Origin of the sequence: Nocardia sp. NPDC056064 (assembly GCF_042266925.1) — a bacterium.
In the GTDB taxonomy this organism is placed as follows: domain Bacteria; phylum Actinomycetota; class Actinomycetes; order Mycobacteriales; family Mycobacteriaceae; genus Nocardia.
Genome location: NZ_JBHJWO010000001.1, coordinates 1061211 through 1075968, shown reverse-complemented (window position 1 = coordinate 1075968; position 14758 = coordinate 1061211). Strand labels below are relative to the sequence as shown.

General features: G+C 72.4%; 12 protein-coding genes. 9 read left to right on the top strand and 3 right to left on the bottom strand.

All coding sequences use genetic code 11. The features are described 5' to 3' along the window. Positions 1-22: 22 nt before the first annotated feature. Positions 23-637: an HAD family hydrolase gene (locus tag ACFC06_RS04980; protein ID WP_375927984.1), complete on the bottom strand. Its 615-nt coding sequence runs from the start codon at positions 635-637 to the stop codon at positions 23-25. A gap of 340 nt (positions 638-977) precedes the next feature. Further along, positions 978-2132, bottom strand: coding sequence for an LLM class flavin-dependent oxidoreductase (locus ACFC06_RS04975; RefSeq protein WP_375927982.1), 1155 nt, complete (start codon positions 2130-2132; stop codon positions 978-980). Between the two features lie 182 nt (positions 2133-2314). On the opposite strand from ACFC06_RS04975, the gene ACFC06_RS04970 reads away from it, so the two are divergent. The 9 genes from ACFC06_RS04970 to ACFC06_RS04930 all read left to right on the top strand — a co-directional run bounded on the left by ACFC06_RS04970 (position 2315) and on the right by ACFC06_RS04930 (position 13657). After that, positions 2315-3814, top strand: a complete 1500-nt coding sequence (locus tag ACFC06_RS04970; RefSeq protein WP_375927980.1) for a flavin-containing monooxygenase — start codon at positions 2315-2317, stop codon at positions 3812-3814. Between the two features lie 154 nt (positions 3815-3968). Beyond that, positions 3969-5213: a hypothetical protein gene (locus ACFC06_RS04965; RefSeq protein WP_375927978.1), complete on the top strand. Its 1245-nt coding sequence runs from the start codon at positions 3969-3971 to the stop codon at positions 5211-5213. Beyond that, positions 5210-6184, top strand: a complete 975-nt coding sequence (locus ACFC06_RS04960; RefSeq protein ID WP_375927976.1) for a glutamate ABC transporter substrate-binding protein — start codon at positions 5210-5212, stop codon at positions 6182-6184. Before ACFC06_RS04965 ends, ACFC06_RS04960 begins: the two co-directional genes overlap by 4 nt. After that, positions 6181-7353 (top strand): hypothetical protein, encoded by a 1173-nt coding sequence (locus ACFC06_RS04955; RefSeq protein ID WP_375927974.1) that lies wholly within the window; start codon positions 6181-6183, stop codon positions 7351-7353. The genes ACFC06_RS04960 and ACFC06_RS04955 overlap by 4 nt, the downstream gene beginning before the upstream one ends. Beyond that, on the top strand, positions 7350-9812 hold the full coding sequence (locus tag ACFC06_RS04950) for a tetratricopeptide repeat protein (protein ID WP_375927973.1): 2463 nt from the start codon (positions 7350-7352) through the stop codon (positions 9810-9812). The genes ACFC06_RS04955 and ACFC06_RS04950 overlap by 4 nt, the downstream gene beginning before the upstream one ends. A gap of 80 nt (positions 9813-9892) precedes the next feature. After that, positions 9893-10825: a PP2C family protein-serine/threonine phosphatase gene (locus ACFC06_RS04945; RefSeq protein WP_375927971.1), complete on the top strand. Its 933-nt coding sequence runs from the start codon at positions 9893-9895 to the stop codon at positions 10823-10825. Then, positions 10822-12114: a VWA domain-containing protein gene (locus ACFC06_RS04940; protein WP_375927969.1), complete on the top strand. Its 1293-nt coding sequence runs from the start codon at positions 10822-10824 to the stop codon at positions 12112-12114. The genes ACFC06_RS04945 and ACFC06_RS04940 overlap by 4 nt, the downstream gene beginning before the upstream one ends. A 1-nt stretch (position 12115) precedes the next feature. Further along, complete coding sequence (locus ACFC06_RS04935) at positions 12116-12766, top strand: FHA domain-containing protein (protein WP_375927967.1); 651 nt, start codon at positions 12116-12118, stop codon at positions 12764-12766. Positions 12767-12802: 36 nt separating this feature from the next. Next, on the top strand, positions 12803-13657 hold the full coding sequence (locus tag ACFC06_RS04930) for an SDR family oxidoreductase (protein WP_375927965.1): 855 nt from the start codon (positions 12803-12805) through the stop codon (positions 13655-13657). Positions 13658-13666: 9 nt separating this feature from the next. Here the strand turns inward: ACFC06_RS04930 and ACFC06_RS04925 are convergent, their stop codons facing one another. Continuing rightward, on the bottom strand, positions 13667-14614 hold the full coding sequence (locus ACFC06_RS04925) for a threonine/serine dehydratase (RefSeq protein WP_375927963.1): 948 nt from the start codon (positions 14612-14614) through the stop codon (positions 13667-13669). Between the last annotated feature and the right edge of the window lie 144 nt (positions 14615-14758).

Here is a 14758-nt window from a genome sequence, read left to right as displayed (position 1 = left end):
AAGCGTTGTGCGCGCGGCGGGCTCAGCCGGCGGACGCCGCGTGCTCCGAGAGCCACCCGGCGAAACCGGTGAGGTCGTCGAGAACGATGTCGGCGCCCGCGGCGCGCAGCCCGTCGGCGTCGTACGGACCGGTCGTGACCCCGACCGCCAGCACCCCGGCGGCCTTGGCCCCCCGCATGTCGCCCGCGTGGTCGCCGACGAAGACCTGTGCGGACTGGGCGGTGAGGACATCGGCCTTGCCGGTGGACCACAGGTCACCGGCGAGGTGGTCGACCTGCCAGCCGAGATGCTCGACATGCAGCCGCGCGTGTGGCTCGAACTTGCCGGTGACCACGAGCGCCCGGCCTCCGCGCGCCCGCACGGCGGCGAGCGCGTCGGCCGCGCCGGGCAGTGCGGGGATGCGGTCGATCACGCCGGGGTAGAGCTCGCGGTAGCGGGTGACCAGGTGCGGGATCAGATCGTCGGGGGCGCCTGCGTCACCGAGCAGGGTCGCCAGCGGCGGGCCCAGGTGCTCGGCGAAGTGCGCGCCGATCATGGGCAGGTCGAACTCGGCGGCCAGGGTGTCGATCGCCACGGCCACCCCGGGACGCGAGTCGATGAGCGTCATGTCCAGATCGAAGCCGACGGTGAGGGTCACGGGCCGAGCCTAACCAGCGTCACCGCGATGCTTCCGTGCCGGTCCCGGGCGGCCACTCGGTGTCGACCGGACCGCGGATCGCCCGCGTCACTGATTCACGTGGAACCCCCGATGCACTGGCTGCCGAAAACCGATGGGGGAGAACCACTGCGGCCAGGCATCGCAGGCGAAGCGGGATCGTGCCAGGTCAGAGCGATTTCGATGGGCGCCGAAAACTGTTGCGCGCAACCACGGTCCGCCCGTTTGCGTCGAATGCAATCCGGCACCGTCTGCCGATTCGCCCGGCGCACACCGGAACAGGACGCCATCCCCTCGGGAACCACGTCCTGTTCCGGACGGATCAACTGCTGGCGGCGGCGGTGAACGGCGCGATCGACGGCGGCGCGACCGGCCGCGACGGATGCCGCCACACCCCCTTGCGCTCCAGGATCGGCAGCACGCCCTCCCCGAACCAGTACGCCTCCTCCAGGTGCGGGTACCCCGACAGCACGAAATGGTCGATGCCGATCGCGGCGTACTCGAGCAGCCGGTCGGCGACCTCGGCGTGTGAGCCGACCAGCGCCGTTCCCGCGCCGCCGCGCACCAGCCCGACCCCCGCCCACAGGTTCGGCGAGATCTCCAGGCTGTCGGTGCGGCCGTTGTGCAGCCGCGCCATCCGGCGCTGCCCCTCCGAGTCGCTCTTGGCGAGGTTGGCCTGGACCCGCTCGATCTCGCCGGGCGCGATCCCGGACAGCAGCTTGTCGGCCTCGGCCCACGCCTCGGCGGCGGTGTCGCGGCTGATCACGTGGATGCGCAGCCCGAAGTCGACGGTGCGGCCCTCGATCGCGGCCAGCCCGCGGATCCAGTCCAGCTTCTTCGCCACCGCGTCGACCGGCTCGCCCCAGGTCAGGTACGTGTCGGCGTAGCGGGCGGCGATCGGCCCGGCCGGGCCGGAGGACCCACCGAAGAACACCGGCGGCACCGGATCGGGGCGCGCGCCCAGCACGGCATCCTTGACCTGCAGGTATTCGCCGTCGAAGCTGAACGGCTCGGTCGACTCCCACAGCGAGCGCACGATGTGCAGGAACTCCCCGGTGCGCGCATACCGCTGGGTCTTGTCCAGGAAGTCGCCGTAGGCCTCCTGTTCGCGCTGCTCGCCGCCGGTGACGACATTGAGCAGCAGCCGCCCGCCGGAATGACGCTGGAAGGTCGCGGCCATCTGGGCGGCCAGCGTCGGGCTGACCAGGCCGGGGCGCAGCGCGACCAGGAACTTCAGCGTCTCGCTGGTCTGGACCAGCATCGCGGTGGTCAGCCAGGCGTCCTCACACCAGGCGCCGGTGGGGGTCAGCACGCCCTCGAAGCCGTTGTCCTCGGCGGCGGCGGTGAGCTGGTTGAGATAGCGCAGGGTCGCGGGCCGGTCGCCGGACATGAAGCTGCCGTGTCCGCCCGCCATCAGCCCGCGCGAGTCGCCGTAGGTGGGCAGGAACCAGTGGAACGTCAGCTGCTGTTCGGTCATGCCACCGATGCTGACCGGCCCGGCCGGTCCCGTCACCGATTGCGCTCACGCTGCGCCGAAGTGCCGGTCCGGACCCGAACCGGCCACGGAACTAGACGTAACTATGCGAAACACGTAACCTCGAAGCAGGCTCGGGCGACGGTGCCCGGGCGGCGACGACCCTTACGAAACGAGTTTCCTCAATGACGCGGCATGTCGACGTACTGATCATCGGCGCTGGCCTGTCCGGAATCGGCACGGCCTGTCACCTCACCCGCGAGCAGACCGGACGCAGCTACGCGATCCTCGAGCGCCGCGCGAACATCGGTGGCACCTGGGACCTGTTCAAGTACCCCGGCATCCGCTCCGACTCGGACATGCTCACCTTCGGCTTCGGTTTCCGCCCCTGGATCGGCACCAAGGTGCTCGCCGACGGCGCCAGCATCCGCCAGTACGTCGAGGACACCGCCAAGGAATACGGCGTCACCGACCACATCAACTTCGGCCGCAAGGTCGTCACCGCCGACTTCGACCGCAGTGCGGCCCAGTGGACCGTCACCGCCGTGATCGAGGAGACCGGCGAGACCGAGACCTGGACCGCCAACGTGCTCGTCGGCGCCAGCGGCTACTACAACTACGACGAGGGCTACCAGCCCACCTTCCCCGGTCAGGACGACTTCCAGGGCCAGATCGTGCACCCGCAGCACTGGCCCGAGGACCTGGACTACACCGGCAAGAAGGTCGTCGTCATCGGCTCCGGTGCCACCGCCATCACGCTGATCCCGTCGATGGCCGACAAGGCCGCCCACGTCACCATGCTGCAGCGCTCGCCCACCTGGATCCAGGCGCTGCCGTCGGACGACCCGGTCGCCATCGGCCTGAAGAAGTCGCGCGTGCCCGACGCGATCGCCTACAAGATCGGCCGCGCCCGCAATATCGCGCTGCAGCGCGCCAGCTTCCAGCTCTCGCGCACCAACCCGGAGCTGGCCAAGAAGCTCATGCTGGCCCAGGTGCGCCTGCAGGTCGGCAAGAACGTGGACCTGCGCCACTTCACGCCCTCCTACAACCCGTGGGACCAGCGCCTGTGCGTGGTGCCCAACGGTGACCTGTTCAAGGTGCTCAAGAGCGGCAAGGCCGACATCGTCACCGACCGCATCGCCACCTTCACCGAGAAGGGCATCCGCACCGAGTCGGGTCAGGAGCTCGAGGCCGACATCATCGTCACCGCGACCGGCCTGAACGTGCAGATGCTCGGCGGCATCACCCTGAGCATCGACGAGCAGCCGGTGAAGTTCAACGAGACGGTCGCCTACAAGAGCGTGCTGTACTCCGACATCCCGAACTTCCTGATGATCATCGGCTACACCAACGCCTCCTGGACCCTCAAGGCCGACCTGGCCGCCGCGTACCTGTGCCGGGTGCTCAACATCATGCGCGACCGCGGCTACACCACCTTCGAGGTGCACGCCGACCCCGAGGACATCGCCGACGAATCGCTCATGGGTGGCGCGCTGACCTCCGGCTACATCCAGCGCGGCAACGACGCCATGCCCCGCCAGGGCGCGCGCGGCGCGTGGAAGCTGGTCAACAACTACTACCGGGACCGCACGCTGATGCACAAGGCGCCCGTCGACGACGGCGTGCTGCAGTTCAGCAAGGTCGGCACCACCGTCGCACCCGGCGAGAAGGTCGCCAACGCCTGACCCGGGCAAACCCCCGACGGGGCCCGGCACACCACCGTGTGCCGGGCCCCGTCGTCTGTGTCGCGGTGGGTTCTGTTCCCGTGGGCGAACTTTCAGCGTCTCCCGTACTATCGCGGGCGAGGGACACCGCCCGGGGAGAACGAAGGAGGACGGTGTGGGAGTCTGGGAGTGGATACGGCGCTTCGCCGCGACGACACCGGGTGTCGTCGGCGCGGTGCTCGTGATCACCACGATCACCTGTCTGCTGGCCGGATCGACCGTCGGCGGGCAGCTCGACGCGAAGATCGAGCGCACCGATCAGGTCCTCGACCGCACCGAGCCCCTGGCCTTCGCCGCGCAGAGCCTCTACGTCTCGCTGTCGGCGGCCGACGCGGGTGCGGCCACCGCGTTCCTGTCCGGCGGCATCGAATCCCCGCAGGTGCGCGACACCTACGAGCAGGCCCTGGCCGACGCCGCCGCGGCACTGGCCGAGGCGACCGCCGGGGCCACCGACGCACAGAGCCGGGCGATCGTGGCGCGCATCGCCGCCGACCTGCCGACCTACACCGGCCTGGTGGAGACCGCCCGCGCCAACAACCGGCAGGGCTTCCCGGTCGGCTCGGCCTATCTGCGGCAGGCCTCCGACCTCATGCAGACCTCCCTGCTGCCGCAGGCCGAACAGCTCACCGAGGCCCGCTTCGCGGCTGTCCGTGCCGACCAGGACCGCGTCGGCGCGCTGCCCTGGACCGGGGTGCTGCTGTTGCTGCTGGTCCTGCTCGCCTGCGCGGTGGGCTCGGTGCTGTTGCTGCGCCGCACCAACCGGCTCGTCAACGCCGGGGTGGCGCTGGCCGCGGCGGCCACGCTGCTGGCCCTGCTGTGGACCGCCGGTGCCACCCTCGCCGCCGCCCGGGTGCTCGACACCGGTGACGACGGCGCGGGCGCGCGGGTCGAACACCTGGCGGGCGCGCGCATCCTCGCCCAGCAGGCCCGCACCGACGAAACCCTCGCCCTCATCACCCGCGGCGACATCACCGCCCCGGAGAAGGCGTTCCAGACCCACACCACCGAGCTCGCCCAGCGCCTCACCGAGGCGGGTGCGGGCGACTCCGCCGCCGATCGCGCCCTGACGAAGTGGACCGCGGGCCACAACGCCCAGCGCACCGCCTACGAGAAGGCCGACTACGCGGGCGCGGTCGCCCAGGCGATCGGCACCGCCCCCGACAGCTCGGCCACCAGCTTCGCCCACCTCGACGAGGAACTGCGCGGCGCGCTGGCCCAGGCCCGCACCGATCTGCGCGACGGCGTCGACGACGCGGCAACCCTGTTGACGCTGAGCCCCTTCGGCACGCTGGCCCTGCTGCTGGCGGCGGCGGGCGCGGTGATCACCGGCCTGTGGCCCCGGATCAAGGAGTTCCTGTGAACATCCGACGTCCCCTGCTGGCGGCCGCCCTCGCCGTCGTCGCCGTGCTGGCCACCGGGTGTGGTGACGCGCCCGCCCCGTCCGTCATCGCCGCCACCGCGGTCGCGCCCCCGCTGCCCGGCGCCGAGGAGATCACCTCCGCGCCGGTGGAACAGGGCGGTGGCATCTGCGATACCGAGGGCACCCTCGCCCCCGGCGCGCAACCCCGTCCGGGGGCGATGCCCGCGGGCTCGACCATGGCCGCGATCGTGGCCAACGGACGGCTGCGGGTCGGCGTCGACCAGAACACCTACATGTTCGGTTTCCGCAATCCGGCCACCGGCAGGCTCGAGGGTTTCGACATCGACCTGGCCAGGGAGATCGCCCGCGACCTGTTCGGCGACCCCGACCGGATCGAATTCCGTTCCGTGACAGCCGCCGAGCGCATCCCGCTGCTGCAGGACCAGAAGCTCGACATGATCGTGCGCACCTTCTCGGCCACCTGCGAGCGGCGTCGCGAGGTCGGCTTCTCCAGCGCCTATTACGTGGCCGCGCAACGGATCGTCGCCCCGCGCGGCTCCGGGATCGACTCCGCGGCTGCGCTGGCGGGCAAGCGGGTGTGCGTGGCCAAGGGCACCACCGCGGCCGCCCCGCTGTTCGCGCTGGCGAAACCGCCGTCGGTACTCGGGGTGACCAACTGGACCGACTGCCTGGTCGCCTTGCAGCAGGGCACGGTCGACGCGATCAGCGGTGACGAACCGATCGTCGCGGGACTGGTGGCCCAGGACCACAATCTGGCGATCGTGGGGGAGTCGATCGGCACCGGCGCCTACGCGGTCGGCGTGCCCAAGGGCGACGACGACCTGGTGCGCTTCGTCAACGGCGTGCTCGACCGGGCCCGCGCCGACGGCACCTGGCAGCGCATCTACCAGCAGCATCTGGCCGCGCTCGGCCCCTCGCCCGGGCCGCCCGCACCCCGGTACGTCGGATGACCTCGCCGATACTCGGTACCGCCGAGATCGATCGTGAACTGTCCGCCCGCACCGCCGAACTGGCCACGGTGACGAGCACCCTGCTGGAACTGGACCGGCATCCCGGACTGGTGCTGGTGCGCCGCTACCCGCCCGCCGGGGAGACCGCGCGCCGCTGGGCGCCGGTGGAACGGGCGCTGGCGGCGCTGTGGGAGGACCTGGGCCGGGTGCGCGCCATCCTCACCGAGGCCGAGACCGTCCGCGCGGGGCGGGCCCGGCTCGACGAGCGCGCCAGGGCACGGCTGACCCTGCTGCTGCGCGGGCGCCCCCACGAGATCGACCGGGTCCCGATTCCGCTGGCTCAGCGCGGGCTCACCGGCCCGAGCGAAACCGTGGTCACCGTCGGCATCGCGGACTGCCTGGACCGCATGCGCGCCGCGTTCGCCTTCGTCGTCCCGTTCGCCGAAGCGGTCGAGGCCGTGGACCGGCAGGTCATCGGCGTGGTGGCCCCGCTGCAACAGCGCGTCGAACAGGCGCACGGCGCCCTCGACGCCGCCGCCGAACCGCTCGCGGCGCTGCTGCGCCGGGCGGGCACCGATCCGCTCGGTTTCGGCCCGGGCGAGGTCACTGCCGAACTGGCCGCGCTCACTGCCCTGGTCGACACCGAAACCGTGCGGCACGCCGACCATCTCGCCGTCGCGGCCGACCTGCCCGCCGCGCTCGCCGCGCTGCGCGAAGACCTGTCCGCCCTCGACGCCCTCCAGCGCCGCGCCGCCGACGCCGCGCGCCGCGCCGAGCACCGGATCGCCACCGCCGAGATCCCGGCGGGCGGCGAACCGGTGGAGCGCCTGTCCGGCGAACTGGACACCCTCGGCACCGCGCCCACCCGGCCGACCGTCGAACACCTGCTCGCGCTGCGCGCCCGCGTTCGGCACGCGCGTGAAATCGCCACGCGGCGAGCGGAATTGGCCGACGGACTGCTCGACCGCCGGGCCGAACTGCGCGGTAGGCTCACCGCCTACCGCGCCAAGGCGGACCGGCTGGGTCTGAGCGAGGATCGCGATGTGCTCGCCGCCGACCGGATCGCGGACGGGCTGCTCGGGCGGCGTCCGTGCGATCTCGCTGCGGTCACCCGCGCGGTCGCCGACTATCGTTCGATCATCGGGGAGAAAGCGGGGCGGAGAGCATGACATGTAGTGAACCCGGGTGCGGGGGCGCCGTGGAGGACGGCTACTGCGCCGTCTGCGGCACCGCACCCGTGGCGAGCGCGGCCCCGGCCGCCGAGGTACCCCCGCGCTCACGCACCACCGCCCAGCCCCGCGCCGGTGCTCCCGTCACCCCGGCCCGCGCGCCGGGCACCTGCGCCGAACCCGGCTGTGCCGGAACGATCGCCGACGGCTACTGCGAGATCTGCGGCACCGCCCCGACCGCCGCCGGGCCCCTGCCGACCGGCACCGGCACTGCGTCGGGCGGCACCGCCGCCGCGCCCACCGGCACCGTGTACAGCCCCTCGGCACCCACCATCAGCGAACGCGGCCGCACCTCGAGCCGCTCGGTGCGCACCCGCAGCGGCTCGGCCCGCTCGGCCGCGCGCGGCAGACTCGGCGCCGGACTCGTCGAAGTGCCCCCGGTGCCGCGCGTGGACCCCGCCACCGCCGTGCTCACCGACCCGCAGGTCCCCGAATCGGACCGCTACTGCGGCAAGTGCGACAAGCCGGTCGGGCGCGGCCACGACGGCGTCGCCGGGCGCACCGCCGGATTCTGCCCGCACTGCGGCACCCGCTACTCGTTCGTCCCGCGGTTGCGCGCAGGCGATCTGGTCGGCGGCCAGTACGAGGTGGCCGGTGCCCTCGCCCACGGCGGGCTCGGCTGGATCTACCTGGCCACCGACCATCGCGTCAACCGGCGGTGGGTGGTGCTCAAGGGCCTCATCGACACCGGTGACCCCGACGCGCTGGCCGCGGCGCTGGCCGAACGCCGCTTCCTCGCCGAGGTCGACCATCCCAATATCGTCAAGATCCACAACTTCACCGAGCACATCGACGCCGCGGGCGACCCGGTCGGCTACATCGTCATGGCCTACGTCGGCGGCACCTCGCTCAAACAGATCCTGCGCGCCCACCGCGCCGCGACCCAGACCTTCCTGCCGCCCGCCCAGGCCATCGCCTACGTGCTGGAGATGCTGCCCGCCCTGGGCTATCTGCACGCGCGCGGCTGGGCCTACTGTGATTTCAAGCCCGACAACGTGATGCAGACCGAGGAACGCCTCGAGCTGATCGACCTCGGCGCCGTCATCGCCATGGACGACACCACCAGCCCCATCTACGGCACCCTCGGCTACCAGGCCCCCGAGATCGCCGAGACCGGCCCCACGGTGGCGACCGAGATCTACACCGCGGGCCGCACCCTGGCCGTACTCATGATGCGGGTGCCGTCGGTCGACGGCCGCCTCGGACCCCTGCCGACCCCCGAGACCGAACCGCTGCTGGCCGAACACGATTCGCTGCACCGGTTCCTGCTGCGCGCCACCGACCCGGACCCGCTGCACCGCTTCGCCTCCATGAGCGAGATGGCCGATCAGCTCACCGGCGTGCTGCGCGAAGTCCTCGCCACCGGCGACGGCATCCCGCGGCCCGGCATGTCGAGCGCGTTCGGCCCGGCCCGCGCCGTCTTCGGGATCGACAGCGCCACACCCGAACCCGCCGCGCTGGTGGCCGGTCTGCCCGCCCCGCTGGTCGACCCGGGTGACAGCGGCGCCGCGCTGCTGGCCACCACCGACGACGCCACCCCCGCCGAACTCGAGCAGGCGCTCACGGCCGGACTGCGCGCGGTGGTCACCGGCACCGGGGAGTCGACCGACATCCCGCTGCGCCTGGTCCGCGCCGAGCTGGAGGCAGGCGACACCGCCGCCGCGCTGGCCCGCCTCGACGCCCTCGGCCCCGACCTGGAATTCGACTGGCGGCCGGTCTGGTACCGGGCCCAAGCCGCCCTGCTGACCGGCGACCACACCACCGCCGCCCAGGACTTCGCCTCCGTCTACGCGGCGCTGCCCGGCGAAGCGGCCCCCAAACTGGCACTGGCCGCCGCCCTCGAACTCGAGGCGCGCGCCGGCGAGCCGGACACGATCGACGAAGCGGGCCTGCGCCGCGCGCTGGCGCTCTACGATCTGGTCTGGCGCACCGACCACACCTACCTCGCGGCGGCGTTCGGCGCGGCCCGGCTGCGCCGCGCACTGGGCGAGCGCCCCGGCGCGGTGACAGTGCTCGACCAGGTCGAGCGGTCCTCGGCGATGTTCACCGAGGCGCGGGTGGCGGCCGTGGAAAACTTGCTGGCCGACCGCGATCCGGGGGAGCTGGACGAGACGCTGCTGCGCGAGGCGGGGCAGCGGGTCGAGGATCTGCGGCTGGACTCGCGCAAGCGGGCCGCGCAGGTACGGATGGCTGTGCTGGACGCGGCGCTGACCTGGCTCCGGTCTGGGCAACGGCCGCAGGCACCAGGCAAGCTGTTGGACGTGGAATTCACCGAGCAGGGAGTGCGGACGGGGTTGGAACGATGCTTGCGGACACTGGCGCGCGACGCCGAGGACATGTGGACCCGGTTCCATCTGGTGGACCGGGCGAACGCGGTGCGGCCCAGGACCACGCTGTGAACGCGCCGGGCTGTCCGGACTGTGGGGGGTCGGCCAGGGCGGGACACCGCTTCTGTGAGGGCTGCGGCCGGGAGCTCGGGGTGCGCAAAGTCGCCATCCCCGTGCACGATCCGGTCGCGGTGCCCCAGTGCTCGACCTGTGGGGAACGGCGCTACGAGAGCGGGCTGTGCGTGCAGTGCGGCAGCCCCAAACCGATGCCCGACCGATTCGAGGACGACCTGGGCGCGGTCTACCTGCTCACCGATCGCGGGATCAGCCACTCCCGCAACGAGGACGCGGTCGCCGCGGCCGTGCGCGAGGGCGACGGCATCCGGGTGATCGTGGTCAGCGACGGCGTCTCCACCTCGCAGGACCCGCAGGCCGCCTCCGGCACCGCGGCCCGCACCGGTGTGGACGCGGCCCTGGCCGCGCTGGCCGACGGCCGCTCCGACACCGACAGCGTGATGGCCGGGCTGGCCACGGCCACCGCCGCCGTGCGCGGCATGTCCCGCACCGCCGAGTACGCGCCGTCGTGCACCTACGTCTCGGCGATCGTGCGCGACACCCCGACGGGCACCGAGATCACCGTCGCCAATGTCGGTGACAGCCGGGCCTTCTGGCTGGCCGCGGGCGATCCGACCGCCTCGCGCAGGCTCAGCGTCGACGACTCGTGGGCCCAAGCCCTCGTCGACGCGGGCGCGATGGACGAAGAGGCCGCGATGCACGACCCGCGCGCCCACACACTGCTGCGCTGGCTCGGCGCCGACGGCAGTGAGACACCGTGGTCGGGCAACTGCCTGCAGCGCATGACCGTCACCGAACCCGGCACCCTGCTGCTGTGCAGCGACGGCCTGTGGAACTACCTGCCCGACGCGGTCGCGCTGGCCGGGTTCACCGTGGAGACCTCACCGCAGGCCGCGGCCCGCGCGCTGGCCGACTTCGCGCTGAACAGCGGTGGCAGCGACAACATCACCGTCGCGCTCGCCCCGGTACCGGTCCCGGGCGTGGCGGCACCGGCTCCGGGAGCGCTATGAGTTCGGCAGAGACCGCGGGGATCTCGATCGCCGTCGACCAGAACGAGTTCCTCGCCGAGGGCGCGAACGTGGTCGACGCGGTGCTGACGGTGACCACGGGTCCCGAGCTGGCCGCCGTCGCCACCCCGCCGCCGCGGCTGGAGATCCTGATCATCGACTGCTCGGGCTCGATGGGCAACAAGCAGAAGTTCGAGCACGCGCGCGCCGCCACCCGCACCGCGATCGACGAGATCCCGGACGGCACCGCCTTCGCGATCATCGAGGGCACCGAGGCCGCCCGGCTGATCTATCCGGCCGACGGCCGCCTGTCCGCGCCCGCCGATCGCGCCCATCGCGGCGCGGCGCGCACGGCGCTGGGCACGCTGCGTCCCGACGGCGGCACCGCCATGGGTTCCTGGCTGGCCCTGGCCCGCCAGGTCGCCGCCGCACACCCCGGTGCCCAGGCGCACGCGATCCTGCTCACCGACGGCAAGAACGAGCACGAGACGCCCCAGCAGCTGGCGACCGAACTCGACCGCGCCGAAGGGCTTTTCGTCTGTGACTGCCGCGGTGTGGGCGCCGACTGGGCCGCGGCCGATCTGCACACCATCTCCTCGAAGTTGTCCGGCGACGCCGACATGGTCGCCGACCCGAAGGATCTGGCCCGCGATTTCGCGGCCATGATGCGCTCCTCGACGGCCCGGGTGATCCCCGAGCTCACCCTGCGGGTGTGGACACCGGCGGGCGCACGGGTGCGGATGGTCAAGCAGGTCGCCCCGGTGCTCGAGGACCTCACCGCCCGGCGCACCGACACCGGCGCGCAGGTGGGGGAGTACCCGCTGTCGTCGTGGGCGGCCGAGGAACGCGAATACCACCTGCGGATCGAGCTGGAACCGGCCGCGCCGGGTCGCGAGAAGCTGGCCGCGCGCCTGACCGTGCTGGCCGGTGCCGAGGTGCTCGGCCAGGGCCTGGTACGCGCGGTGTGGACCACCGACACCACGCTCTCGACCCGGATAAGCACACGGGTCGCGCACTACACCGGTCAGGTCGAGCTGGCCCAGGCCGTGCGGGAAGGTCTGGCCGCGCGGCGCAGCGGTGATCTGTCCACCGCCACGGCCAAGCTGCGCCGGGCGGTGGAGCTGGCCGCGGCCTCCGGGCACGAGTCCACCGCCAAGCTGCTGCGCGGAGTGGTGGAGGTCGACGACCGCGACGGCACGGTGAAACTGCGCGGTCAGGTCGCCGCGGCCGACGAACTCGCGCTCGACATCCGCTCGACCAAGACGGCACGGGTGCGCCCGGAGGGAGGCTGACATGCCGGTGTGCGCGGACGGGCACCAGTCGCGGGCCATCGACTACTGCGATGTCTGCGGTTCGGCGCTGACCGGCGGCCCGACCCCCGATCCCGCCGCCGCGTTGCGGCTGTGCCCCTCGTGCGCGACGCCGACCAGCGGCCGGTTCTGCGAGGTGTGCGGACACGATTCGGCCCTGCCCGCCGCCCCGGCCGCGGGCAGGCCCGGCGACGCCACCGGCCCCGGCGAGCGAGCGCCCGCGGGGACCCGCTGGGTCGCCCGCGTCTTCGCCGACCGCGAGTTCTACACCAGGGTGCAGGCGCGCAAGGGCCCCGACGCCGAACGCGTCGCCTTCCCCGAGACCTACCCGGAGCGCCGGATCGAGTTGCGCGGCAGCCAGATCCTGATCGGCAAGCGCTCGACCTCGCAGGGCATCGTCCCCGAGATCGACCTCGGCATCGCCCCGGCCGACCTCGGGGTCTCGCGCGCGCATGCGATGATCCGGGTGGACGAGACCGGCGCGCTCACCGTCACCGATCTGGGATCGACCAACGGCACCAGCCTCGACGGCGCCGAGACGCCGATCGTGGCGCAGGTGGCGGTCGCCGTGCGCGACGGCAGCCGGATCCATGTCGGCGGCTGGACGACCATCGCGATCAGCGCCGAACCATAGACGTATCTGTTCACCGAACCGTAGGGTCTGGAGATCATGACGAAGTTCGACGGGAAGACCTGCCTGATCACCGGCGCGGCCAGCGGCCTCGGGCGCGCCACCGCGTTCGCGGCCGCCGCCAAGGGCGCTGACCTCGTGCTCACCGACATCACCGAGGACACCCTCGCCGCGACCGCCGCCGAGCTGCGCGCCCAGGGCGCCACCGTGCACCTGGCCCACGCCGCCGATGTCAGCGACCACGCCGCCGTCGTCGGCCTGGCCGCGCACACCTTCGAGGCCGTCGGCCGGGTCGACATCGTGATGAACGTGGCCGGCATCGCCACCTGGGGCACCGTCGACAAGCTCAGCCACCAGCAGTGGCGCCGCACGGTCGACATCAACCTGATGGGCCCCATCCACGTCATCGAGGAGTTCGTGCCGCCGATGATCGAGGCGGGCCGCGGCGGGCACATCGTGAACGTGTCCTCGGCGGCCGGGCTGTTCGGCCTGCCCTGGCACGCGCCCTACAGCGCGACCAAGTTCGGGCTGCGCGGCGTCTCGGAGGTGCTGCGCTTCGATCTGCGCCGCCACAAGATCGGGGTCAGCCTGGTGTGCCCCGGCGCCATGGCCACCCCCATGGTCGACAGCCTCGACATCGCCGGGGTCGACCGCGACTCCGAGGCCCTGCACAAGGCCATGAAGCTGTTCCTGCGCCACGCCGTCACGCCCGACCAGGCCGCCACCGCGGTGGTCAAGGGCGTCGAACGCAACCGCTACTTCGTCTACACCTCCCGCGACATCCAGTTCGCGCACTGGGGCCAGCGCTACTTCCCCTACGGCTACACCCTGGCGATGCGCGGTCTCAACAATGTGATGACCAACTACGCGACCAAGAACGCCCTGGTGCGCTGACCTGCGCGCCTACCCGGCCAGGTCGGCGGGATCGGTGTTGGCGCCGCACAGGATGACGCACACCCGTTCCCCCGGCTCCGGCCGGTAGACCGGGCCCGAGCCGGTGTCGAGCAGGGCGGCCAGCGCGGTGGCCGCGCCGTGCTCGACCGCGATCCGGTGCTCGGCCCACAGCTGCCCGCGCGCGGCGCGGATCGTGTCGTCGTCGACGAGGACCGAGCGCACATCGCCCTGCTGCGCGGCGGCCAGCGCCATGGCCGACACGTTCGGCGCGCCCAGGGAATCGGCGGCGATCGAGTCCACGCTGACCTGGACCGGCCGTCCCGCGGCGAGCGCGGCGTGCAGCGACGAGCACCCGGCCGGTTCCACCGCGATCGTGCGCACCCCGGCGTGCCGGGCCGCGACCGCGGTCCCGGTGAACAATCCGCCGCCCCCGACCGCGACCAGGACCGTGTCCAGATCGGGAATCCGGGCGGTGATCTCGCGCAGCAAGGTGCCCGCCCCGGCGGCGATGAGCGGATGGTCGTAGGCGTGCGCGGCCAGCGCGCCGGTACTCGCGGCGAACTCCTGGCACGCCGCCAGGGCCTGCTTGTATTCCGGACCGATCAGTCGTACCTCGGCGCCGTAGTCACGAAGTCGACCGATTTTCACCGGCGGCGCAGTCTCGGGCAGGAACACCGTCGCCGGCACCCCGGCCGCGCGGGCCGCCCAGGCACACGCCAGCCCCGCGTTGCCGCCGGAGGCGATCGTCACACCGGCGTCGGGCAGCGTGCCCGCCGCCGCGTGCGCGCGTACGAAGTTCTGCGCGCCGCGTGCCTTGAAACTGCCGGTGAACTGCAGGAATTCCAGCGCGAACCACAGCGGATCCGGCCCGGGACCGGCCGGTGCGACGGTGACCGGACGGACCAGTCCGTCGATCCGGGCCGCGGCCGCGGTGATGTCGTCGTAGGTGGGTGTCACTCCTCGACTATGCCACCGGCGCCCTGCGTGTCGCGGCGTGTCGAACCGCCTGGTGAGCGGCGTGATTGTTACGAGGGGTTTACGCCGTGCCCGGTCTGGGTAAATCACAGATTGGTAACAAGCTCGAAGGCGGGATGTCGTGTC

What these genes read in the sequence shown, in the direction of transcription:
- ACFC06_RS04970 (WP_375927980.1), top strand. Translation starts at nt 2,315, where the DNA reads ATGACGCGGCATGTCGACGTACTGATCATCGGCGCTGGCCTGTCCGGA.
- ACFC06_RS04930 (WP_375927965.1), top strand. Translation starts at nt 12,803, where the DNA reads ATGACGAAGTTCGACGGGAAGACCTGCCTGATCACCGGCGCGGCCAGC.
- ACFC06_RS04935 (WP_375927967.1), top strand. Translation starts at nt 12,116, where the DNA reads ATGCCGGTGTGCGCGGACGGGCACCAGTCGCGGGCCATCGACTACTGC.
- ACFC06_RS04955 (WP_375927974.1), top strand. Translation starts at nt 6,181, where the DNA reads ATGACCTCGCCGATACTCGGTACCGCCGAGATCGATCGTGAACTGTCC.
- ACFC06_RS04940 (WP_375927969.1), top strand. Translation starts at nt 10,822, where the DNA reads ATGAGTTCGGCAGAGACCGCGGGGATCTCGATCGCCGTCGACCAGAAC.
- ACFC06_RS04950 (WP_375927973.1), top strand. Translation starts at nt 7,350, where the DNA reads ATGACATGTAGTGAACCCGGGTGCGGGGGCGCCGTGGAGGACGGCTAC.
- ACFC06_RS04975 (WP_375927982.1), bottom strand. Translation starts at nt 2,132, where the DNA reads ATGACCGAACAGCAGCTGACGTTCCACTGGTTCCTGCCCACCTACGGC.